This is a genomic window from Blastocatellia bacterium (assembly GCA_035275065.1).
Classification (GTDB): Bacteria; Acidobacteriota; Blastocatellia; order UBA7656; family UBA7656; genus DATENM01.
Genome location: DATENM010000090.1, coordinates 90,327 through 113,281 on the forward strand (window position 1 = coordinate 90,327; position 22,955 = coordinate 113,281).

Sequence of the window (22,955 nt, forward strand, 5' to 3'; positions counted from 1 at the left end):
CAAATGATAACTGCTTTATTCTCCGCTCGAAAACATCTCGAAGAACTGTTCGACCGGCGGCGGCTCGACGCGCGCGACTTCGAGGTTTTCTTCGACGTGCGAGCGATGGCTCATGCCGACGAGCGCTGTCGTTACCCCCGGCGTCGAGCGCACGAATTGGATGGCGCGTTGCGCGTCGGTTTTGAGCCCTTTCAGGGTCGCGGCGACGAAGTCCGGCAAGCCGGCGCTCAGCCGCGCTTGCAAGATCGACGCGCTGCACATCACCGTCATTCCCAGACGGTCTGCCGCCATCAGCAGCGATAGCGGTTCCCCGGCGACCGTTTGATTGCCCTCGGTCAGGGCTTCCGGCATCGCCAGGTTGTATGGCAATTGAATGACGCGGAAGTGATGCTCGTCACCCGCAAGCTCGTGGGCAATGCCGACCAGTTCTTCAAGCGATAGATAATCGCGCGCCGTCGGCGGCTGGCGATAACCGTTCCAGGTCGCCGTGCCGTAGACGCGGATGCGCCCGCCGGCGGCGGCCTCTTCGAGAAAGGCGAAGGCGGCGCGAATGCGCTGATTGAACTGCTCGCGCGTCAGCCCCTGCAACTGCGTTTCCGGGTTGTGAATGTAATAAATATCAACGCAATCGAGATCGAGATTCTCAAGACTGCGCGACAGTTGATGATCGAGATAACCGGGGGCCATGCAATGGCTGCCGCCGACGATCTCGTCTGCCGTCGCGGCGCCGGTCGCAATGATGTTTTCGACGATCCAGGCGCGGGCATCGCGCGGCGGCTCGTTGTCAAAGGGGATGAAGCCGCCTTTGGTCGCGACGATCACTTCGTCACGCGCCGCCCGCTTGTTCTCGAATAGCTGTTTGAGCGCCGCGCCAATGGCGCGCTCGCTGCGCTGGAAGCGGTAGTTGATCGACGAGTCAATGACGTTGCAGCCCAGTTCAACGGCACGCCGGATGGCTTCCTGATACATGCGGTCGGTGCGCTCATCCCAGTGGCCCAGGTAAGTGCCCAGCCCGATAGACGACATACACAGCTCTTGCTGCTGGCGGAAATGGCCTGCCGCCGTCACCGCCGCGAGCCGCGATGCATAACGCCGCGTCCCCTCTATCGTCGCGCTTCCCTGTATGCTCATGCGTGCCTCCTATCCGAAGGTGGGCTTTCCGCTCAGGCCGCCTGACGCGCGCCATTGTATCACAAGAGCCCCGCGAGCGCTTTACCGACGACCGGCTTGTCAGGCGTCACGGTTGAGTAGTAATCTGGCGGCCTCATCAATTCTTTAGCCGAAGAGATAAACCCGATGAACTGGACACAGGTGTATGACCCGATGGGCGCGTGGTGGCTATCGACGCTGGTGGCGACGCTGCCCGTCGTCGTGCTGTTGGGATTGCTGGCGGTCTTCCGCGTCAAGCCGCACTGGGCGGCGCTCTTCGGGGCGCTGACGGCGATTGCCTGCGCCAGCCTGGTCTTCCAGATGCCGTGGCGGCTGTCGGCGGCGAGCCTCGGATTTGGCGCGGCCTTCGGCATCTTGAAGATCGCCTGGATCGTCGTCGCGGCGGTCTTTCTCTATGACGTGACGGTCTACACAGGGCAGTTCGAGATTATGAAATCGTCCGTCGCTCGCATCACCGAAGACCGCCGCCTGCAAGCCCTGCTCGTCGCCTTCTGCTTCGGCGCGCTCATCGAAGGCGCCGCAGGGTTCGGCGCGCCTGTGGCCATTGCCGGCGCTTTTCTGATCGGCCTCGGCTTCAAGCCATTTCACGCGGCGGCATTGAACCTGATCGCTAACACCGCGCCGGTCGCCTGGGGCGCGATTGGCACGCCTGTCCACACGCTCGCCGCCGTGTCGGGTTTGCCGGAAGCCGACTTGAATGCCATGCTTGGTCGCATCCTGCCGATCACGGCCCTCATCGTGCCCTTCTGGCTGGTGCGCACCATCGTCGGCTGGCGCGAAACCTTTGAAGTGCTGCCCGCCATTCTAGTCGTCGGCATTAGCTTTGCCGCAACGCAATTCGTCTGGTCGAATTTTGTGGATAGCAATCTGGTTGACATCGTCGGCGGCGTTGTCTCTCTGGTGACGACGACGGTTTTCTTACGCTTCTGGAAACCGAAGCGCATCTGGCGCGGCGCCGAGGGTGAAGAAAATCAGGCTGACGCGAGCCAGGCGCGGCCCGCCGAGCGCGTCTATTCGGCGCGGCAGATCGCGCGCGCATGGATGCCCTTCGTCGTCCTCACACTCTTCGTGCTGCTCTGGGGATTGCCTGTGATCAAGTCCACAATGAATCGCTGGACGACGCCGGCAGCAGAGCGCGGCGGCTGGGAAGTGCCGGCGCTGCACGGCGCGGTCACGCGCGCCGCGCCGGTCGTCGCCAGCCCGCAGCCCGAAGCCGCGAAGTTCGATTTCAACTGGTTGGCGGCAACCGGCACAGGCTGTTTTCTCGCCGCCCTGGTCGCCGGCTTTTTGCTCGGCGTCGCGCCGATTCAGTTGGCAAAGGTCTTCTGGGGCACGCTCGTCCGCATGCGCTTTGCGGTGCTGGCGATTGCCTTCATGCTCGGGCTGGGCTTTGTGACGCGCTATTCGGGGATGGACGCGGTGATGGGCCTGGCATTCACGCGCACAGGCAGGTTGTTTCCCTTCTTCGGGACGTTTCTCGGCTGGCTCGGCGTGGCGCTGACGGGCAGCGATACATCGTCGAATGCGCTGTTCGGCGGCTTGCAGCGCATCACCGCCGAGCAGCTCGGATTAAACCCTGTGTTGATGTGCGCCGCCAACAGCGCCGGCGGCGTTATGGGCAAGATGGTTGACGCGCAATCCATCGTCGTCGCCACCGCCGCGACGAATCAGGTCGGCAACGAGGGGCTGATCTTTCGCTTCGTGCTATGGCACTCCGTCGCGCTTGCGGCCATCGTTGGGTTGATCGTGATGGCTTACGCCTACCTCTTCACGGGCGCGGTGCCGCGGTGAAGCATCAACCCAGGCGCTCCTCATTGCGGCGCTTTTCGTTTTGTAGCCTGTAAACCGTGTTGTAACCGCCTGCCATTTATGCTCATTTTAAAATTCTTCGAAACAGCTCTTGCATTATCAGCGAAAGTAATTTAAATAATAAACATATTGAGGTTTTTTCCTTACGCAACTACGGGCGGCGACTCGCATAGTCGCCGCCCTTTTTTATTGCAGGCTCATTCAGGCGGGTTACCAAAGGCGATAAACTCGCCCTTTTTCATGCAACTCAGATTCAGGCTCAAGCCTCATTTCTGCTCGCTGACGGATTCAGACGCCAGCACGTCGTGGTAGGCGTTGATGAGGACGCGCTTCGGCTTCTGCGGCAAGCGCACCTGAAAGTCTTTCGTCGAGTTGCCGTTGATCGTCACCAGCCCGAGGCGCACCAGCTTGCCGTCGAAGTCGAGGAAGACCGGCACCAGCATCGTGAAGCGCTCCGACACCTCTGACTGCGTCAGCGTGCCTTTCAGCAGCACCTTGCCATCGGCTTCGGGCACCAGGCTGTATTGAAAGCGGTAGCGCGGAATCTCTGTGCCATAAACCCACTCGTTGAAGAACCAGTCCATGCGGTGATTGCCATCTACGTCCATGCCCGGCGTCATGTGCCTTTCGACGACCGCCTTGAAGCCTTCGCTCGAAGCGTTGCGGTGCGTGTAGGTCTTGACGAAGTCATGCATCATGGCGATGAAGCGGTCGTCGTGCGTCTTCACGTCCCACATCATCGTGCGCAGCATATGCAGGATGTAGCCGCCTTTGGGGTAGACGACGTTGGAGTACGCGCCCTCCGTCTTGAAGGTGTTCAGGCGCAACCCCAGCCAGACCGGCCCGGCATCGTTGGCGCGCCGCCCGAAGGCGTTCTTCTCAAGTATGCGCTCGCGGGCGTGCTGCCAGTACCTCAGGTACTTGTCGGGACTCTGCTCGGTCGCCTGCAAGTAGATGCCCGCCGAAAACTCTGCGAAGCCTTCCGACAGCCACTGGTCGTGATACGACGCCCAGCCGACGATGTGGCCCCACCACTGGTGCGACACCTCGTGCGCCGTCACCTCGTCGAGGAATTCGTTCAGCCGCCCTGATATGCGCCGCAGCAGCATATAGCGCTGCGTCGCGTCGAAGAAAGAGATGATCGGCAAGTAGACGAGCGTCGGCCACGACTGGCCAAAATTGGGCTGCGGCTGCTGCGTGATGGCGATGCGGCCATAAGGCGCTTCGCCGAACCAGTGTGTAAAGAGGCGCATCGAGTTCTGCGCCTCGACGATGGCCTTGTCCGTCAGCCGCGCCGGCGTCATCGCGCCGATCTCTTCGCCCGCCTGCTTCAAGTAATAGGGCAGCTCAGAGGTCGCGTAGCCTTCGATGCCATATTTCGTCGGCTCATCAATGATGGCTTTCTTTTTGAAGTCGCCATAGTTGAAGCCGGCGACCGCCAGCGGCACGTCCGACACCCACTGCGAGGCCGCGTAATCGCCTTCGCGCCATGTCTTCACTTCGCGCCCGACGCCGACCAGCGTGTACTGCTTCGGCACCTTGAAAGTCAGGTCGAAGGTGGCGCGGTCGTTGAAGGCGTTTACAGATGGATACCAACTGGTGCGCGCGCCAACGGCGAAGTTGCCGCCGCCTTCGTCTTCGACGACCTTGTTGCCCTGGTACTCGACGGTGATCTTGTACTGCTTGCCTTTGACCAGGGCTTCGGGCAGCACCGCGTAAAACGAGCCGTCTTCCTTGCGCGGCTCTTGAACGTAATCAATGTCACTGTCGCCGAAGTGGACGCGCGTCACCCGCAGGTTCGGCAGCAACCCGAAGCTCAGCAGGCGGTCGCCGTCGCCGAGCGCCGTGAACGTGAGATCTGCCGTCGCCGTCAGCTTTTCGCCATTGATGACGGTCTCGATGCGGTAGTGCTCGGCGTCAATGATGCGCTTGTCTTCTTCGGAACTCGCCTTGCCGCCGCGGTACTCCGGCTCGAAGTGCGCGAGGTAGAGGATGCCTTCGCGGTCGCCTCCCGGCTCGTAGTTGATGAGCGCCACCTCTTCGGGCGAGAGAATCTGCGGCAGCGCGCCGCGCGGGCGGACGACGTAGCGCAGGTCGTCGAAGCGCTTGCCGTTGATGAAAGCCATAAAGAAGCCGGCGCGCTTCGGGTTGTAGACATCGGCGAGGATTTCGGCGTCGAGGTTTTCGCCTTCGTAAGCCAGCAGGTATTCGAGCAGGCTGCGCGGCTGCTCAGGGCGGTGGCGCATGCGGCGGTTGAAGTCGTGAAGCACATCCGCCGTCCGTTTATCGGCTTCGCCGGCCTGCGCTTGCCGCTTCACCTCCTGGTAGGTGTCGTCCGTGAAGCAGAGCACGAGCTTTTCAAAAGTTTCGGCCACCTCTTCCCGGTCGGTGAGCAGGCGCAGGTAATTGCGCTCGATGCCGATGGCCGGCTTGAGCAGGAATTCGCCGTCGCCGACGAAGATGGCTTTGACGACGCGGCCCGCGACCGGCTCAAGGAAACTGATGCGCCCGCTCTTCAAGGTCAGCGTGCCGACGTCGCGCGTGATTGTAAGGTTAGTTACCGAGTAAGTCTCGAAGCCGTTGCCGTCGCGCAGACGGCGATAGGTCGGATCGGCGTTGGCGGCGACCGCGCCTTTGGCCGAGACGCCGATCTCGGCGTGCGGCGCTTCGATCTCAAGCTTGATCTCTAGCGTCGCGGTGCGACCGGCGCTGATTTCGACTTCGCCCTCGGCGAATTTGAAGCCGCTGTGAGAGACGCCGATTGTGTACCGTCCGGGCGCGAGGTTCTCGATGCGGAACCTCCCCGTGTCGTCGCTCACGACGCTGCGCGACTGGCCGGAAGCGGCATCGCGCAAGGTCACCTGCGCGCCGCCAACGACTGCGCCCGCAGGGTCTTTGACCGTGCCGGCGAGCGAGCCGGTCGCCTGTCCCCAGGCCAGACTTGTAAATAAGATGACAACCGCGCAGGCGACGGCCTGTTGCAAGAGATAGCGTCGTGACATACAACCTCCAGAGAATGAAGCCAAGCGTGATATGAACAGGCAGTTGAGCGAGCCGCATGGAAAATAGCATAGCCACCCGAGCGGCTCAAGCGGTAAGCGGCGGGCGTCATCACACTGAAGCGGTGTGACGACAACGCGGACAAAGGTACAGGCTATCGGCTCAGGGATTCTTCTCGGACGCCTGGCGCGCTTCGGCTTCGGCCAGCCAGCCGCGCCGCAAGCGCTCTGCCGGTATGCTAGAGAGGTACGGCTTGATGTCGAGAATCGGCGTCCCATCCAGCATGTCCAAGCCGTGAACGTAGAGCCGCCGCCCTTCGCGGCGCAGCAACTCGACGACGGTGAGGCCGAGCGGGTTTGGCCGGCGCGGTGAGCGGGTCGCAAAGACGCCGTGCGGGCGCGGGTCAGTCGGCGGCGCGCCCACCAGCTCATAGCCCGTGGCGCGATCAAAAACCCAGATGACGAACAGGTGCGAGAAGCCTTCGATATCTTTCAGGCCCTCTTCAAACTCGGGCAGCAGTTCCAGCACGCCCTCCGCGTCATGCCGCGCACCGCAGCCTTTAGGGATTTGCGCGGTCTCCGTGTAGGCCGAGCGAACCGTGCCGATGGGTCGCGGAGTAAACATTGATCCTCCACTTCAGCCCGACCTGGGGCAGCGGGCGAATAAAAATGGGACCGAACAGAGATTGCGGCTACTGGCGCGACGGTCGCTTTTTGGTTTCGGCCACGAAGTTCGTCTGGCGGCCCGCACCGACTTTGCGGTTCATCAAGAAGCCTTCACTGCCGGCGTCGGCGTTCGCCAGCGCTTGCTGGAGCGAAGCCGGGATGGGCAGCAAGAGGCCGACCTGCGTCAGGTTGTTACGGCACACGCCGGCGCCCGACAGGCCCAGGCGCACGGCGACTTTATTGCCCTCGACGTGATGAAAGACGAAGCGCGTCAGCAAGTCGGATTCAAGCGTGAAGCATGTCTTCTCATCCTCGGCGACGGTCGGAAACGCTTCGCCGATGAGCTTAAGCAGTTCCGGGAGCGTCCGCGGGCGCTTGCCGGCGAGCGCCTTCTGGATGAGCGGGTCGGCCATCAGGGCTTTGTGGATTTCAGTCGCCGGAAAATAGTCTGTCAGCTTCGCCGCATTACCCGGCAACATGGTGTCGTCCGAGCCGCGTTGCGCGCGCGCCGGCTTCGACAGGTCAACGGCGACGAAGCGGGTCTCGCCGCCGGGATGCGCTGCCGTTTCGCAGAAGGTTACGTAGCCGTCTTGATAGCTGATGATGGGGCCGACCACCGAGAGCAACGTGAAGTGGCGCTCGTACTCGCAATGCCCGTCGCTGTCTTTTTCGATGGCGGCAAAATCCTGGCGGGCCAGTTGCCGCGCCGAAAAGAGCGGTGCCGCCACACCGCTTGCCGGGCGGCCCGTCAAGTCCGCGCCCGTCCATTGAATCGTGTAACCGGCGCTGGTGCCCGACCAGATTGCCGCGGCGGCGCGTGGCGCGGTCTGTTGCGCCGCGCCATTCCAGTTAAGGCTTGCCACCATCAACGCGCCGAGCAGGCTCAAAGCCGCACGGCGTGGCCTCCGGCCCAACATCCGAGTCATCAGACCGGCCATTCTTTTTGTCAGCTTCATCTCTATTTCCTCCGCGGCCAATCCCCGCTCACTCAGACGTAGCGCGACTGAGCGCGGCGCTGGCGCTCGATCTCTTCCAGCACCGCTTCGGGGGCGAGCCCGTCGGCTGCAAGGTTGAGCCGCGCCAGCAAAGGTTGAGCGATGCGCGTTGCCAGCGCCGTGCGATTGACCGGCGTCAGCTCGTAGCGGCGCTTGAGAAAGACTTCAATCGCGCGTAGCTCTGCCTCGTTGAGCAGGCGTGTGTCGAGGGTAAAGGCGGCGGGCGCGGCGCGCTCCAGGCGCTCCTGCTCGATGTTAGAAATCTTGATGATGTCGTCGAGCGACGGCGCTTCGGTGGCGCGCTCTTTGACGACCACCGTGCCGGCGACGAAATCGCCGACGCGCTTGGAGCGGGCGCTGAAGATAATCGAGATGACGCCAATCGCGTAGGTCGTCGGCGGCAGCAGATCAACGACCAGGCGGAGCAGGTTGCGGACGAAGACCTCGAAGAAGCGCACGGGCCGTCCGTCTTCACGGATGACGCGCAGCCGCATCCAGCGCTTGCCCGGCGTCTGGCCGCTCCACAGCGTCTCGAAGGCGACGAAGTAGCCCCAGATAATCCCAAAGACCAACAGCACGGCAATCGCCGCCGCCCAGACCGCCGAGCCGCGAAACAGCGGCCCGTCGCTGAACGCCCCGGCAATCAGCAGCACCAGCAGAATCAACAACGCTTGAATCAGATGATCGATGGCCGCCGCCAGAAAGCGGTTGCCGACATTGGCGAGCACATAATGCAGCTCGACGCGCTCGGGGGTCTCGATTACCAGTTCATCATCCAGCATAGGCGATAGAGACAAGTGACGAGTGATGAGTGACAAGAGAAAATCGTTGTGAGCGCCTGGCTCTTGTCACTTGTCACTCGTCACTTGTCACCCTCTGTAATACGACTTGCATCACAGCGGCGTGGGTCTCGTCACTGCTGCCGGCGGCCTGGACGACGCGGACGCGGTCGGCTTCCGCAGCCGCCAGTTCGAGATAGCCGCGACGGACGCGCGCGTGAAAGTCGAGCTTTTCGACATCGAGCGCGCCCAGCAAGCCGCCCACAGGGCGCGCGCTCATGCGCGCCTGCGCCGCTTCCGGCTCCAGGTCGAGAAGAATCGTCAGGGCGGGTCGCAGCCCTTCGGTCGCTGCCAGATTCACCCTTTCAATCAAGCCGAGGTCGAGCCCGCGACCGTAGCCTTGAAAGGCAACGCTCGAATCGGTGTAGCGGTCGCTGATGACCACACGGCCAGCGGCCAGCGCCGGTCGGATCACCTGGGCGACGTGTTGAGCGCGCGCGCCGACGATCAACATCAGCTCTGCCGTCGGCACAATGCCGTCGCTGACTGCGGATGTCAAAAGGCCACGCACGCCTTCGCCTAAGGGCGTGCCGCCCGGCTCGCGCGTCACCATCACGTCGTGGCCGCGCTCGCCGAGCGCCGCCGCCAGCCGCTCAAGCTGCGTGCTCTTGCCGCAGCCATCCAGCCCTTCCATTGTGATGAACAGTCCGACGCGGGTCATGGGAAAATGAGTTGGGCTGCCGCAATGGGCAGCCCCTTAGTGATGGCAAGATGATCAAAGCGAAAGCGCACGCTTCAAGAACGGTCGCCGCCGGCTGCCGATCCGCTGGGGTTCGCTTCCGATGGATGCTCGCGCTCGGGGTGATGCTCGCGCTCAGGGCCACGCTCAGGACCGCGCTCCGGGCCGCGGCCTTCGCGGCTGTCACGGCTGTAATGAAAGTCACGCCCGCCGCCGCGCGGCAACGAGACCGTCGAGATGGCGTGCTTGAAGATGAGTTGCTCCTGCGCCCCTGCCTCCAGAATCACCGAATACTTGTCGAAGCTCTTGATCCGCCCCGTCAGCTTGACTCCGCTCATCAAGTAGATGGTGACGTTGCTGCGTTCTTTGCGGGCACTGTTGAGAAAGCTGTCTTGGATTGTGTTTTGTTGCGATGGTTTTTCCATTTACCAGACTCCCCCCGGTCAAAAAAGTTTTCAAGGGTATTGCAAACCTATCATAGATAATTCAATCTGGGCAAGACTTTGCGCCCCTCGTTGAGTGATAGGTGTCGGGGGCAGGTCTATTCATTCACGGGAGATCAACCGCCAAGACGCCAAGAGCGCCAAGCCAAAAACGAGCGGCTTTCTCTTGGTGTTCTTGGCGTCTTGGCGGTTTATTCCCTGTCTCTGAGCCGGGAATGAATAGACCCTGCCCCCGACACCCATCTGCTTGACACCACCCCGCCCATCAAATACAAAGTTAGTTTACTTCATCTGAAGGAGATTGCGATGTTTGTTCTAAGGCCCGCGTCCGGGTTCGGCACCGCGCCGGTTAAACCCATTGAGCCGGATCAGCCCGCCGCCGAAGACGCCGCCGCCGCCGCGGCGAGCGACGAACCCTACATCGATGAAGGGCTGCCGGTGCCGGAAGGCTACGGCGTTGACATCATTCGCGCCCTGCTGCAAGACCCGTTTCGCATCTTCATCTACTGGGAGGTGCGCCCGGAAAGTCTCAAGGGGTTGACGCGGATTTTTTCCGAAGCCGAGGCCGCCGCGTTCCGCACCACGCTCAAGCTGCGCGACATGGACGGCAGCCAGGAAGCCTTCTTTGAAGTCGGGCCGCGCGGGCGCTACTGGATGATGGTCTTCCCCGACCGCACCTACGAATTCGAAATCGGCGTGCGCTCGCCGGCGCACGGCTACATCGCGCTGGTGCGCTCGAATCAGGTACGCACGCCGCGCGGCACGGTCTCGCCGGTGCCCGCGCCTGAGCCGGCCTACCAGATGACGACGCCGGAATTTCTCGGCGTCTTGCAGGCTTCGGGATTTGCGCCCGAGCAGGCGATGGAGATCACCGTAGCGCCGATGCCGGGCTCGACCGCCGACGGCCAGCAGATCGCCAACCTGCTGCTCAAGCTGCCCGAATCTGTGCGCAACGCGCTGCTGATTACCGCCATCGGCGGCGACCTCACCGTTGATGTGATTGACGCGCTGCCTGAACCCTTCCGCAGCGAGTTGTTGAAACTCTACTACTCCAGCGAAGGCCGGTTGGCGTCGGTCGGACTGGCGCACTACTTGCCGGAAGTGCTGCGCGAGGCGATTGAAGACGAGCGTGAATTGATTGGCGACCGCGCCCACCCGCTGCACGTCACGCCGCGCTTCTTTGCGGGGGCCAGCGAGTGTATGCCGCCGGGCGAAGAGTTTCATCTGCCGCGCCTGCCGCAATTCAGAGTGCCCGGTTCCTGGTTCCTGGTTCCCAGTACGTCGTCGCGCAAGCCGTGACCAACCAGTAACCACGAACCTTGAGCCCGAGACCCACCATGGAACAAGGACTGTTAGCCATCATCCTGCACGCGCACCTGCCTTTCGTGCGCCACCCCGAATACCCGGAATTCCTCGAAGAAGACTGGCTCTTTGAAGCCATCAGCGAAACCTACCTGCCGCTCTTGCAGGTCTTTGAAGGCTGCATGCTGGACGGCGTGCGGGCGCGCGTCACGCTGGGGCTGACGCCGCCGCTGTGCGAGATGCTGGCCGATCCGCTGTTGCAGGATCGCTACGTGCGCCACCTCGGCAAGCTGATCGAGCTTTGCGAAAAAGAGGTCGTGCGCACGCGCGGCTCGGAAGCCATGAACGCGACGGCGCAGATGTACTTCAACCATTTCACCGTCGCCCGCGATATGTTCGAGAACCGCTATCAGCGGAATATCTTGAACGGCTTTCGCGCCCTTCAAGAAGCCGGCGCCATTGACATCATCACCTGTGGCGCGACGCACGGCTTTTTGCCGCTGATGACGCGCACGGAGGCGCGGCGCGCACAGATCGAGGTCGGTAAGCGGAATTACATGAAGCATTTCGGGCGCGAGCCGCGCGGCATCTGGCTGCCGGAATGCGCCTACACCGCCGGCGTAGACGATCTGCTGGCGGCGGCGGGGATTCGCTTCTTCGTCGTTGACGCGCACGCCATCATGTTCGGCCACCCGCAGCCGCGGCGCGGCATCTACGCCCCGGCCATCACGCCTGCCGGTGTCGCCGCTTTTGCGCGCGACGTCGAGACCAGCGAGCAGGTCTGGAGCGCCGAGATCGGCTATCCGGGCGATGTCGATTACCGCGAGTTTTACCGCGACCTCGGCTTCGACGGCGATTACGACTACATCAAGCCTTACTTGCACAGCGACGGCATTCGCCGCAATCTCGGCATCAAGTATTTCCGCGTCACCGGCAAGGTTGACCTCGGCGCCAAGCAGCCTTACGTGCCGCAGTGGGCGGCGGGCAAAGCGGCGACGCACGCCGCCCACTTCATGCACAACCGCCAGGCGCAGGCGCAGCACCTGGCCCCGGTTCTGGGCCGCAAGCCGCTGATCGTCTCGCCCTACGACGCCGAGTTGTTCGGCCACTGGTGGTTCGAGGGGCCGCAGTTCTTAAACCACCTCTTCCGCAAAATTCACTTCGACCAGGACGAGATTCGCCTGGCGACGCCGCTCGATTATCTGGCCGAGTACACGGACAACCAGCAGCAGCAGATCAGCACCTCGTCGTGGGGCGCGGAAGGCTATTACCGCGTCTGGATCAACGGCGAGAACGAATGGATGTATATGCACCAGCACGTCGCCGAAGACCGCATGATCGAGCTGGCGCGCGAGCACACGGAAGCTGAAGGCTTGATGCAGCGCGCCCTGAATCAGGCGGCGCGCGAGTTGTTGCTGGCGGAATCTTCGGACTGGGCCTTCATCATCACGACGGCGACCAGCGTGCAATACGCCAAGAAGCGTTTCCGCGATCATATCCACCGCTTCACGCGGCTTTACGAGATGATTAAGCGCGCCGAGATTGACGAGGAATGGCTCGCCGACGTCGAATGGAAAGACTCGATTTTTCAGGAGATTGATTACAAAGTCTATCAATAACCTGCTCGGCTGTGGACGATTACACCCCGCTTCTGGGAGAATAATTAATCCAGCAAGGGCCTTGAGGTGTAAACGGCGTGATCGAGCAGACGGTTTCTCATTATCGCATTATCAGAGAACTCGGCGCGGGCGGTATGGGCGAGGTGTATCTCGCCGAAGACCTCAGGCTCGGTCGCAGCGTCGCGCTCAAATTCCTGCCGGCCTCTTATCAGTACGATCCTGACCGCCGCACGCGCTTCATGCAGGAAGCGCGCGCCACCTCGGCCCTGCGCTCGCCGCACATCGTGGCGATCTACGACATCGGCGAATATGAAGGCGCCATCTTCATCGTCATGGAGTACGTCGAAGGCGAACTGCTCAGCTTGCGCCTGGAGCGCGGCCCGCTCCCCTTGCGCGACGTAATGTTGATCAGCGCGCAGATCGCCGACGCGCTCAACGAAGCGCATGGCTTTGGCATCATTCACTGCGACATCAAGAGCGCCAACCTGATGCTGAACGAGCGCGGCGCGGTCAAGATTTTAGACTTTGGCATTGCCAAAGTGACGCGCTCCGGCTCGCTGCGCACGGACGAGACGACCAAAGAGCTGGTGCGGCAAACCTCGCTTAACGTCGTCGCCGGCACGGTCGCCTATATGTCGCCCGAACAGGCGATGGGCCACCCCATAGATCACCGCTCGGACATCTTTTCGCTCGGCGTCGTGATGTACGAGATGATCACCGGGCACCTGCCCTTCGGCGGCCTCAACAGCATCGAAGTCGTTGACCGCATCATCCACGCCGAGCCCGTGCCTATCGCGCGGCTGAACTACAACGTGCCGCCGGCCCTTGAGCGCGTTGTCCGCAAGTGCCTCGAAAAGCAACCGGAGCGGCGCTACCAATCGTCGCAGGAGTTGCTGGTCGATTTGCAGAATCTGCTGCGCGACATGGACAGCGGCGCGCACCCGCCGCAGGGCACGACCATTGACCTGCACCGTCCGACGCAGTCTTTGCCGCGCCCGCCGTCACGCCGCCGCGCCATTGATTCGCTGGCCATTCTGCCGCTCATCAACCTGAGCGGCGATTCGGAGACCGATTACCTGTCGGAAGGCATCACCGAGTCGTTGATCCACACGCTTTCGGCGCTGCCGCGCCTGCGCGTGATGGCGCGCTCGACCGTCTTTCGCTACAAGGTGCGCACCACCGGCAGCCTGCACGCGCAGGAGCCTGACCCGATGCGCGTCGGGCGCGAGCTGAATGTGCGCGCCGTGCTGGTCGGGCGCATCCTCCAACGCGGCGAGCAGGTCATCGTCAAGTCCGAGCTGATCGATACGCTCGACGGCTCGCACCTCTGGGGCGGTCAGATCAGCCACTCGCTTTGTGATATTTGTGACATTGAAGAGGAGATGGCCGCGGAGATCGCCGAGCACTTGCGTTTGAAGCTCACCGGCGCGCAGAAGAAGCGCCTGGCGCGGCGCTACACCGAAGACACCGCCGCTTACCAGCTCTACCTCAAAGGCCGCTATCACTGGAACCGGCGCACCGAAGAAGACCTGCGCCGGGGCATCGAATTCTTCGAGCAGGCGATTGCTCTCGACCCGAACTACGCGCTCGCCTACTCGGGCCTCTCAGACAGCCACACGCTGATGGCGAGCTATAGCAAGATGCCGCCGCGCACCGCCTTCCTGCGCGCCAAGGCGACGGCCATGAAAGCCTTGAAGCTCGACCCCAAGCTCGCCGAGGCGCGCGTCAGCTTGGCGCACATTCGCTTCTGGTACGAGTGGGAGTGGGCGGCGGCGGAACAGGAGTTCAAGCAGGCCATCACACTGAACCCGGCTTACGGGACGGCGCACCTGTGGTACGCGCTCTTTCTGGCGGCGATGCGGCGCGGCGACGAAGCGGTCGCCGAAGTCCGCCGGGCGATGGAGCTAGAGCCGCTGTCGCCGGTCGTCAACCTCAACGTCGCGCGCATCTATTACTTCTCGCGCCGCTACGACGAAGCGATTGACCAGGTCCGCAAGACGATGGAGCTGGCGACAGATTACTCGCTGGCGCACCGGCGGCTGGGGATGATCTACGAGCAGAAGCAGATGTACAGTGAAGCGGTCGCTGAATTCGAGCGCGCCTTGCAACTGGTGCCGCACGACACTGAAACCATGTCGGCGCTGGGTCACGCCTACGCCGCCTGGGGGCGGACGACCGACGCCGAGATGTCGCTGGTGACGCTCAACGAATTGACTTCACGGTTGTACGTTTCGCCCTACAGCATGGCGCGCGCTTACTTCGGCGTCGGCGACCGCGACCGGGGCTTCGAGCAACTGGAGAAGACCTACCGCGAGCGCCACGGCATACTGGTCTACATCAACGTCGAGCCGGTCTTTGACGACGTGCGCGACGATCCGCGCTTTGAAGATTTGCTGCGCCGCATGGGGCTGGCCTGATTGGCCTTGATGAAGAGGAAGTTTTTGATGGATAACCAACCGCAGAGCAATGGCCGCGAGCGCAAGCGCGCGCAGTTTGCCGACGGCGCGCAACCGAAACGCAAACCGACCGCCTGGCTCATTTTGATCGCGATTGTGCTGGCCGCGGGCATCGCTTTCTTTCTCTTGCGCGGTCGCGGCGACCAGCCGTCGGCGACCGTCATTAACAACAGCGCCTCAGGCGACGTTCGCATCCCGCTCGCCGAGTTGAGCAGCACGGCAAAGTTTTACGACTACACGCTGGCCGACAATCGCAAGCTGCGCTTCTTCGCGCTCAAGAGCTCGGACGGCGTTTATCGCGCGGCGCTCGATGCCTGCGACACCTGTTATCACGCCAAGAAGGGCTATCATCAGGAAGGCGATGACATGGTGTGCAACAACTGCGGCCTGCATTTTCATTCGGCGCAGGTCAACGAAGTTCATGGCGGCTGCAACCCGGTCGGCCTGCCGCGCCAGATCGAAGGCGATGTGCTGGTCATCAAGGCCAGCGACCTGCAAGCGCGGCAACAATACTTCTGAAGTGACAAGTGACAAGTGACGAGTGACAAGACGTTGTCACTCTGATTCCCGGCGAACATTGGCGGGCGGAATCCTACTTGTCACTTGTCACTTGTCACTTGTCACTCGTTATGCGTATCAGCACCATCGCACTGGCCAATCTGAAGCGGCGCAAGGGCAAGGCCGCTTTCCTCGTCGTCGGCATCGGCATCGGCATCGGCACCGCCGTCGCGCTGCTCAGCCTGAGCGGCTCGATCAAAGATGAGATCGGCTCGCAGCTCGACCGTTTCGGCGCCAACATCGTCGTCGTGCCGCAATCGCATAACCTGGCGCTCGATTATGGCGGCGTCGCGGTTTCCAGCGTCTCGTTCGACGTGCAACAACTCAAGTCCGAAGACGTCGCCGGCATCTTCGACATCCCGCTGCACAATCGCATCAGTCTGGTATCGCCAAAGCTGCTGGGCGCGGTACGCATCGAAGGCCGCGACGTGCTGCTGGCCGGCGTTGATTTCAAGAGCGAGCTGACCTTGAAACGCTGGTGGCATATCGTCGGGCGCAAGCCCGAAGCCGATACAGAGGTGCTCGTGGGTTACGAAGCCGCGCAGGCGCTCGGCCTGGTCGAGCCAACGGCGCAGGCCGCAAATGAAAACAACGCGCACACGGGCGCACACACCGACGCGCACGCCGCGCCGAGCCATGACGCCTTCAAGATCGCTCGCGAGCGCCTGATGATCGCCGGGCGCGAGCATACGGTTGCCGGCATCATCTCGCCTGCGGGCGGGCCGGAAGACCGCATCGTTTTTGGCGAGCTGCGCCACGTTCAACAATTGCTCAACAAGCCGGATCAACTGAGCCTCATCGAAGTCAGCGCCCTCTGCAAAGACTGTCCCATCGGCGACATCGTTGCCGAGATCAGCGAGCGGTTGCCGCACGCCAAAGTTTCAGCCATTCAACAATCGGTGCGTGCCCGCGGCGAGACCGTCGAGCGGCTGACGCGCTTTTCAGCCGCCGTCGCGTCAGTCGTCCTGGGGATCGGCGCGCTGATGATCTTTACGACGATGATGGGCTCGGTCGTCGAGCGCACCAAAGAGATTGGCGTGCTGCGCGCCATCGGTTTTCGCCGCGCCCACATCGTGCAAGGCTTGATGATCGAGATCGGCTTGATCAGCGTCCTGGGCGGATTGCTGGGCTGGGCCGCGGGGATGCTTGCAAGCTTTATTGCGCTGCCTTACTTCGCCGAAAGCGAGCCGGCGTTTGCGCTTCACCCCTTGATGGCCATCGCCGCCATCGGCGCGGGCCTGCTGATTGGTATGGCCAGCAGCATTTATCCCATCGTGCGCGCCTCGCGCCTCGACCCGTCGGAAGCCGTCCGCTACATTTGAGCGGAAGAAGTCAGGAGTCAGAATGGAAGAGGAGGTCGCCGCGCCCCGCCTCCCATTTATTCTGGCTCCTGACTTCTGACTCCTGACTCCTCTTTCTTATGTCTTTCGTCCAAATCGAAAACGTCAGCAAGGAATATCCGGCCAATGGCGCGTCGCCTGCCGCCTGCGTGCTGACTGAAGTGAGCGCCGAAATCCGCGAAGGCGAGTTCGTCTGCCTGATGGGGCCGTCGGGCTCCGGCAAGTCAACGCTGCTCACCGTTGTCGGCGCAATGAATCATCCGACCGCCGGGCGCGTGCTGGTTGATAACATCGACGTGTATGCGCTCAGCGATGAGCGGCGCGCCGACTTTCGCCGCGAATACCTCGGCTTCGTCTTTCAGCAGCATCACCTGATGCCTTATTTGAATGCCGTAGAGAATGTGGTGTTGCCGCTGGCGACGGTCAATGCCAGCGCCAGAGAGAAACGCGAGCGGGCGCTGCGCGTGCTCGAGCGCGTCGGGCTTGCTGACAAGGCGTTGCGTTTGCCGAGCGAGCTATCGGGCGGCGAGCAAGGGCGGCTGGCGGTCGCCCGCGCGCTGGTCAACGAGCCGCCGCTGGTGCTTGCCGATGAGCCGACCGGGGCGCTCGACTCTAAAACCGGGCGCGAGGTCATCGAGCTATTCCTGCAACTCAACGCCACCGGCCAGACCATCTTCATGGTGACGCACAATCCCGACAACGCGCGGCTCGCGCACCGCACGATTCACATCGTTGACGGACGGATTGTAGAGGCGGAGGAGGGGAGTCAGGAGTCAGGATAAAAAGTAGAACCGCGAAAAGCGGACTCGCGACGAGCGGACTTGCTGCCGCTGACTCCCTTCTCCATTCTGACTTCTGACTCCTGACTCCTGACTCCTATTCGTAGCGTAGCGCCACCATCGGGTCAACCCGTGTTGCGCGCAAGGCTGGCACGAAACAGGCTCCCAGAGCCACTAGTATCAGGACTGTCGCCACCGCGACGAAGGTCATCCAGTCGGTGGCGCTGACGGCAAACAGCAAGCTCTTCATTAGCCGCGTCGCCGCTAACGCCGTTATCAAACCGACGCCGACGCCGACAACCGCCAGCCGCATCCCCTGCCCGACCACCAGCCTGAGCACATCACGCCGCTCGGCTCCGAGCGCCATGCGCACGCCGATCTCATGTGTTCGTTGCGTGACCGCATAACTCATTACGCCGTAGATGCCTATGCCTGCCAGCAACATCGCGACGCCGCCGAACAGCGCGAACAGCGCCATTGATAAACGGCGCGGCGCGACCGACCGGCTGACCAGTTGTTCCATCATTATCACGTCATGCACCGGCTGGTCGTTGTCGACCGCTTGCACTTCCTGGCGAATGGCCGCCGCAAACGACGGCGCATTCGGGGCGCGCAGCATAATCGACAAATATGGGTAAGCCATCTGCGCGAACGGCGCATAGGCTTCGAGGCTCGGCTCCGATTCAAGGCCATTGTGCTTTACATCACTAACGACGCCGACCACCTGAAGCCACGGGCTTTTTTCATTGCCGAGACGCAAGTGCTTGCCAAGCGGGTCTTCGCCGGGCCACATCCGACGTGCCGCCGTTTCGTTGATGATGACGACCGGCGGCGCGTCCGCCGCATCGGTCGCGCCGAACTCGCGCCCGCTGAGCAGGCCGATGCCGAGCGCCTTGAAGTAGCCGTTGCTGACGGCGTGCTGGCCGATCAAAAAGCGGTCTTCGTCGCGCGTCGCCTCTCGCCCTTCGACGGTCGGGTAGGTCGACGTATCATCGCCCAGCAGCGGGATGTCGTTTGCAATGCCGACGGCTTCGACGCCCGGCAGCGCTTCGAGCCGCTCGATCACCTGTTTACAGAAAGCGTTAATCTGCGACTGCTTCTCGTACTTCTTGCCCGGCAGCGACAGGCTGGCGGTCAGCAGGTTCGCCGGCTCGAAGCCGGGCTTGACATCAAGCACGCGCGCAAAGCTCTTAACCAGCAATCCGGCGCCTACGAGAACGACGAGCGACAGAGCGACTTCGGCGATCACCAGCAAGCCGCGAACGCGGTTGCGACGACTGGCGTCTGCCGTCCGCCCGCCTTCTTTCAGCGCTTCATTCAAATTTGCTTTCGACGCCTGCAACGCCGGCGCGAGGCCGAAGAGCAGGCCGGTGACGATTGAAATCGTCAGTGTGAATAAAAACACAGTTCGATCAATGCCGATCTCCGACAGTCGCGGCGTCTCCGCGGGGCTGACGGCGACCAGCAAGTCCACGCCCCACCAGCCCAGCACCAGGCCGAGCGCGCCGCCGAGCAAGGCCAGCAGCAAACTTTCGGTCAGCAGTTGCCGGACGATGCGGGCGCGGCCCGCGCCGAGCGCCGTGCGAATGGCCATCTCGCGATGGCGCGCCGTCGCCCGCGCCAGCAGCAGGTTGGCGACGTTAGCGCAGGCAACCAGCAGCACCAGCCCGACAGCGATCATCAGCACGACGAGCGCGGGCCGCAAATCGCCGATGACGGCTTCGTGCAGGGTCACTAGATGAACGCTGTGATTGCTGTTGTATTGCTGTTGCAGGTGGGCGACGATGGCGTCTATGTCGGCCTGCGCCTGGGCGAGCGTTACGCCCGGCTTCAGCCTGCCGACGACGCGCAGATAATGCATACCGCGCACGGCCAGCACGTCGTCGGTGAATGACGAAAATGGCTCTGGCACGACCTGGCGCGGGTTGACCCACAGCTCGGCGTCGCCGCCGAATTTGAACCCCGGCGGCATAACGCCAATGACCGTGACCGGCTCGTTGTTGAGCGTCAAGGTTCTGCCGACGAAATCCGGGTCGCCCGCCGAGTGGCTCTGCCAGAAGCCATAGCTGACGACGGCGGCGCGCCGCGCGTCGGCCCGGCCTTCGTCAGCGATAAACGTGCGACCCTGTACGGGCTGCACGCGCAGCACGTCGAAGAAGTTGGCGCTGACGATGTTCGCGTTGATGCGCTCGGGCCGTTCGCCTCCCGTCAGATTGAAGCTCATCGGGCGCGACGCGGCGACCTCCTCGAATGAATGATTTTGCGATTGATAATCCACGAAATCGGCGGGCGAGAACGGCGCCTGCTTAAGCTGTGGCTGCACCTCCCAGAACCACACCAGCTGGTCGGATTGCGGATAAGGCAGCGCCTTGAGCAGCACGGCGTTGACGACAGAGAAGATGGCGGTGTTGGCGCCAATCCCCAAGGCCAAAGCGAACGCCGCCACCAGCGTGAAACCCGGTCGTTTCAAGAGCAGCCGAATACCGTAGCGAATATCCTGTATGAGCGTTTGCATCGCGCGCCTCCTTATTCTTTTCCAATCAGTGGGCACACCGTCTGACGGTGAAGACGCGCGATGGGCAGAAAGCGTTAACAAGCCAGGGAGGCAGGAGGCAGGAAACAGGAGGCAGGAAGCAGGAAGCAGTTGTTGATTATGTTGATTATGACGTTCGGCGGATCGCCAACATGGTTTGTATGTCCTCTGGACTGCCTCCTGCTTCCCGCCTCCTGCCTCCTGCTATTCGTAGCGTAGCGCGACCATTGGATCAACCTTCGTGGCGCGCCGCGCCGGCAGGTAGCAGGCCACCAGCGACACCGTCGCCAGCAATAGAGGGATTAAGGTAAAGGTTAGCGGGTCTGTTGCGCTTATTCCGAATAGCAGGCTCGACATAAAACGAGTCAGCGCGAAAGAGGCCGCCAGGCCGCCGATTACGCCGACCAGTGTGAGAATCAGGCTCTGGCCGATGACCAGTTTCGCGATGTCGCGCGGCTGCGCCCCCAGTGCCATGCGGATGCCGATCTCCTGCGTGCGTTGCGTCACGGCGTACGCCGCCACGCCATACAGCCCGACCGCCGCGAGCAGTAAGGCGACGACCGCAAACACGACCAGCAGCAACATGGAAAAGCGGCGCTGCGCCACTGAGCCAGCGATGATCTGATTCATCGTGCGCAAGTCATAAACCGGCAGGTCGGCGTCTACCTCGTTGATCTTCTGGCGCACCGCCGCTAGCAAACTCGCCGGGTCGCCCGCCGTGCGGACGATGAAGACCGCGTTGCGGCGCAGGCGCGGGATTTGAAAAGTCGGCATGTAGACGGACGGCTGGTCTTCGGCCTCAAGCCCTGAGACTTTAACGTCGCCGACGACGCCGACGATGGTGAGCCAGCCGTTGCGGTTCCAGCCGCCCCAGCGTATGCGCTTGCCGATCACTTCTTGATCGGGCCAGAAACGGCGCGCCATCGCTTCGTTGACGACAATGACCGGCGTGGCGTCGGCGCGGTCGTCGTCGCTGAAGGTGCGGCCTTTCAGCAGGGCGATACCCATCGCGCGAAAGTAATCATTGCTGACCCACGAGCCGTGCGTCGTGTAGACGGCGTTTTCGCTGCTGCCTTCGGGGCGAAAGCCGATCTGCCAGTCGTCGCTGAGCGGCAAGGTCGAAGCGACGCCGACCGCCTGCACGCCGGGCAGCGCCGCGAGCCGTTCCATCACCTCTTTGTAAACCGTCTTGCCGCGCTCAGGCTCGGGATAGCGCGACGGCGGCAATTCGGTGCGCGCCACCACGACGCCATCGGGATTGAACCCCGGCGGCACGCCGAGCAGGCGCACGAAGCTGTTAATGAGCAGCGCCGCGCCGACCAGCAGAACAAGCGCGACGGCGGTCTCGGCCATCACCAGCAGGCTACGCAGCCGCGCGCCTTCGCCGGCGCTCGACCCGCGCCCGGCGTCCTTGATCGCCGCGGTGAGGTCGAGCCGCGCACTCTGCAACGCCGGCGCGAGGCCGAAGAGCACGCCGGTCGCGAGCGTCACCAGCACCGTGAATCCGAACACGCGCCAGTCCGGCCCGGCTTCGGCGAGGCGCGGCACGTCGTCGGGGCCGAACTTCAAGATCAGGTCAACCGCCCACACCGCCAGCAGCAGGCCGAGCGCGCCGCCGCACGCCGCCAGCGACAGACTCTCGGCGAGCAGTTGGCGCACGATGCGCATCGTGCCCGCGCCGAGCGCCGAGCGGATAGCGATCTCTTTGCGCCGCGCCGCCGCGCGCGCCAGCAACAGGTTGGCGACATTCGCGCAGGCGATCAGCAACACCAGCCCCGTCGCGACCAACAGCATCAACAGGAATGGGCGCACGGCCTTGACCGTCTGTTGTTCCAGGCCGACGACGCCGGCGACGATCTCAACGTCGCCCTCATAGATGTCCGGGTGTTGCTGCTGGAAGCGCGCGGCGACCGCTTCCATGTTGGCCTGGGCCTGGGCCTGGGTGACGCCGGGCTGTAATCGCCCGATCAGCCCGTACTGAAGGTTGTTAGCCCGCGAGGCGCGCTCTTCGTCGCTGAGCGCCAGCGGCAGCCACAGCTCGACCGGCTCGGCAAACGTCGCGTCAATGTAAGGGAACTGCACGCGCTCAGGCATCACGCCGATGATCGTGTAGGGCTTCTCGTCGAGCTTGACCACTTGCCCGATGACCTTCGCGTCGCCGCCGAAGGCCCGACGCCACAACGCGCCACCGAGGAGGATGATATTTGTGCCCGGCTTGTCTTCGTCGGGCGCGAAGGCGCGGCCCAGCATAGGCGAGACGCCGAGCAGAGGGAAGAGGCTGGGCGAGACGCGCGCCGCCTGGACGCGCCGCGCCTCTCCCTGCCCCGTGAGGTTGAAATTAAGCGTCGTGTAGGCGGCCATCTCCGAGAAGCTCTCGTTGCCGGCCATATAGTCGAGGGTTTCCGCCGCCGCGATGCCGCCGTAATTCCAGCCGAGTTTCGGCAGCGATTCCTGCACGAGCAAGAGTCGCGCCGGGTCTTTGTAAGGCAGCGGTCTGAGCAGCACGGCGTTGACGACCGAGAAAATCGCGGTGTTGGCGCCGATCCCCAGCGCCAGCGTCAGCACGGCTACAGCCGTGAAGCCGGGGCTCCTGCGCATCATCCGTAAGCCATACCACATATCGCGCCACAGCCCATTCATCGGTCACCTCCGGCGGGGCAGGAGGCAGGAAGCAGGAAGCAGGAAGCAGTTGTTGGTTACGGTGTTCGGCGGATCGCCAACATGGTTTGTATGTCCTCTGGACTGCTTCCTGCCTCCTGCCTCCTGCC

16 protein-coding genes are annotated in these 22,955 nt (G+C 62.7%); 7 read left to right on the forward strand and 9 right to left on the reverse strand.

Going from position 1 to position 22,955, the window contains the following annotated elements; all coding sequences use genetic code 11:
* Positions 1-15: 15 nt before the first annotated feature.
* A complete protein-coding gene (locus tag VJ464_21145) occupies positions 16-1,131 on the reverse strand; it encodes an aldo/keto reductase (GenBank protein HKQ07646.1) in 1,116 nt (371 codons plus the stop codon).
* Positions 1,132-1,296: 165 nt separating this feature from the next.
* On the opposite strand from VJ464_21145, the gene VJ464_21150 reads away from it, so the two are divergent.
* Positions 1,297-2,961, forward strand: coding sequence for an L-lactate permease (locus VJ464_21150; protein HKQ07647.1), 1,665 nt, complete (start codon positions 1,297-1,299; stop codon positions 2,959-2,961).
* Positions 2,962-3,245: 284 nt separating this feature from the next.
* Here VJ464_21150 and VJ464_21155 read toward each other — a convergent pair whose 3' ends face one another.
* From VJ464_21155 to hfq, 6 genes are all read right to left on the reverse strand, one after another.
* Positions 3,246-5,981 (reverse strand): carboxypeptidase regulatory-like domain-containing protein, encoded by a 2,736-nt coding sequence (locus VJ464_21155; protein ID HKQ07648.1) that lies wholly within the window; start codon positions 5,979-5,981, stop codon positions 3,246-3,248.
* Between the two features lie 160 nt (positions 5,982-6,141).
* Complete coding sequence (gene tsaA / locus VJ464_21160) at positions 6,142-6,603, reverse strand: tRNA (N6-threonylcarbamoyladenosine(37)-N6)-methyltransferase TrmO (GenBank protein HKQ07649.1); 462 nt, start codon at positions 6,601-6,603, stop codon at positions 6,142-6,144.
* A gap of 67 nt (positions 6,604-6,670) precedes the next feature.
* Complete coding sequence (locus VJ464_21165) at positions 6,671-7,600, reverse strand: hypothetical protein (GenBank protein HKQ07650.1); 930 nt, start codon at positions 7,598-7,600, stop codon at positions 6,671-6,673.
* A gap of 32 nt (positions 7,601-7,632) precedes the next feature.
* Positions 7,633-8,421 (reverse strand): RDD family protein, encoded by a 789-nt coding sequence (locus VJ464_21170; protein HKQ07651.1) that lies wholly within the window; start codon positions 8,419-8,421, stop codon positions 7,633-7,635.
* A gap of 73 nt (positions 8,422-8,494) precedes the next feature.
* The gene (gene tmk / locus VJ464_21175) at positions 8,495-9,139 is read right to left on the reverse strand and encodes a dTMP kinase (GenBank protein HKQ07652.1); all 645 of its coding nucleotides are present in this window, start codon (positions 9,137-9,139) and stop codon (positions 8,495-8,497) included.
* Positions 9,140-9,213: 74 nt separating this feature from the next.
* A complete protein-coding gene (hfq, locus tag VJ464_21180; GenBank protein HKQ07653.1) occupies positions 9,214-9,582 on the reverse strand; it encodes an RNA chaperone Hfq in 369 nt (122 codons plus the stop codon).
* Positions 9,583-9,906: 324 nt separating this feature from the next.
* Here hfq and VJ464_21185 point away from each other — a divergent pair, with 324 nt between their 5' ends.
* From VJ464_21185 to VJ464_21210, 6 genes are all read left to right on the forward strand, one after another.
* On the forward strand, positions 9,907-10,899 hold the full coding sequence (locus VJ464_21185) for a DUF4912 domain-containing protein (protein ID HKQ07654.1): 993 nt from the start codon (positions 9,907-9,909) through the stop codon (positions 10,897-10,899).
* Between the two features lie 38 nt (positions 10,900-10,937).
* Positions 10,938-12,521: a 1,4-alpha-glucan branching protein domain-containing protein gene (locus VJ464_21190; protein ID HKQ07655.1), complete on the forward strand. Its 1,584-nt coding sequence runs from the start codon at positions 10,938-10,940 to the stop codon at positions 12,519-12,521.
* Positions 12,522-12,598: 77 nt separating this feature from the next.
* Positions 12,599-14,938, forward strand: a complete 2,340-nt coding sequence (locus tag VJ464_21195) for a protein kinase (GenBank protein HKQ07656.1) — start codon at positions 12,599-12,601, stop codon at positions 14,936-14,938.
* A gap of 27 nt (positions 14,939-14,965) precedes the next feature.
* On the forward strand, positions 14,966-15,496 hold the full coding sequence (locus VJ464_21200) for a DUF2318 domain-containing protein (GenBank protein HKQ07657.1): 531 nt from the start codon (positions 14,966-14,968) through the stop codon (positions 15,494-15,496).
* Between the two features lie 110 nt (positions 15,497-15,606).
* The gene (locus VJ464_21205; protein ID HKQ07658.1) at positions 15,607-16,857 is read left to right on the forward strand and encodes an FtsX-like permease family protein; all 1,251 of its coding nucleotides are present in this window, start codon (positions 15,607-15,609) and stop codon (positions 16,855-16,857) included.
* A 98-nt stretch (positions 16,858-16,955) separates the two neighbouring features.
* Positions 16,956-17,657: an ABC transporter ATP-binding protein gene (locus VJ464_21210; protein HKQ07659.1), complete on the forward strand. Its 702-nt coding sequence runs from the start codon at positions 16,956-16,958 to the stop codon at positions 17,655-17,657.
* A gap of 94 nt (positions 17,658-17,751) precedes the next feature.
* On the opposite strand, the gene VJ464_21215 is transcribed toward VJ464_21210, so the two are convergent.
* A complete protein-coding gene (locus tag VJ464_21215; protein ID HKQ07660.1) occupies positions 17,752-20,169 on the reverse strand; it encodes an ABC transporter permease in 2,418 nt (805 codons plus the stop codon).
* A 222-nt stretch (positions 20,170-20,391) separates the two neighbouring features.
* The gene (locus VJ464_21220; protein HKQ07661.1) at positions 20,392-22,827 is read right to left on the reverse strand and encodes an ABC transporter permease; all 2,436 of its coding nucleotides are present in this window, start codon (positions 22,825-22,827) and stop codon (positions 20,392-20,394) included.
* Positions 22,828-22,955: the final 128 nt, after the last annotated feature.

Excerpts from the sequence above, each read along its gene's own strand:
- VJ464_21145 (HKQ07646.1), bottom strand. The coding sequence starts at position 1,131 with ATGAGCATACAGGGAAGCGCGACGATAGAGGGGACGCGGCGTTATGCA.
- VJ464_21150 (HKQ07647.1), top strand. The coding sequence starts at position 1,297 with ATGAACTGGACACAGGTGTATGACCCGATGGGCGCGTGGTGGCTATCG.
- VJ464_21155 (HKQ07648.1), bottom strand. The coding sequence starts at position 5,981 with ATGTCACGACGCTATCTCTTGCAACAGGCCGTCGCCTGCGCGGTTGTC.
- tsaA (HKQ07649.1), bottom strand. The coding sequence starts at position 6,603 with ATGTTTACTCCGCGACCCATCGGCACGGTTCGCTCGGCCTACACGGAG.
- VJ464_21165 (HKQ07650.1), bottom strand. The coding sequence starts at position 7,600 with ATGAAGCTGACAAAAAGAATGGCCGGTCTGATGACTCGGATGTTGGGC.
- VJ464_21170 (HKQ07651.1), bottom strand. The coding sequence starts at position 8,421 with ATGCTGGATGATGAACTGGTAATCGAGACCCCCGAGCGCGTCGAGCTG.
- tmk (HKQ07652.1), bottom strand. The coding sequence starts at position 9,139 with ATGACCCGCGTCGGACTGTTCATCACAATGGAAGGGCTGGATGGCTGC.
- hfq (HKQ07653.1), bottom strand. The coding sequence starts at position 9,582 with ATGGAAAAACCATCGCAACAAAACACAATCCAAGACAGCTTTCTCAAC.
- VJ464_21185 (HKQ07654.1), top strand. The coding sequence starts at position 9,907 with ATGTTTGTTCTAAGGCCCGCGTCCGGGTTCGGCACCGCGCCGGTTAAA.
- VJ464_21190 (HKQ07655.1), top strand. The coding sequence starts at position 10,938 with ATGGAACAAGGACTGTTAGCCATCATCCTGCACGCGCACCTGCCTTTC.
- VJ464_21200 (HKQ07657.1), top strand. The coding sequence starts at position 14,966 with ATGGATAACCAACCGCAGAGCAATGGCCGCGAGCGCAAGCGCGCGCAG.
- VJ464_21205 (HKQ07658.1), top strand. The coding sequence starts at position 15,607 with ATGCGTATCAGCACCATCGCACTGGCCAATCTGAAGCGGCGCAAGGGC.
- VJ464_21210 (HKQ07659.1), top strand. The coding sequence starts at position 16,956 with ATGTCTTTCGTCCAAATCGAAAACGTCAGCAAGGAATATCCGGCCAAT.
- VJ464_21215 (HKQ07660.1), bottom strand. The coding sequence starts at position 20,169 with ATGCAAACGCTCATACAGGATATTCGCTACGGTATTCGGCTGCTCTTG.
- VJ464_21220 (HKQ07661.1), bottom strand. The coding sequence starts at position 22,827 with ATGAATGGGCTGTGGCGCGATATGTGGTATGGCTTACGGATGATGCGC.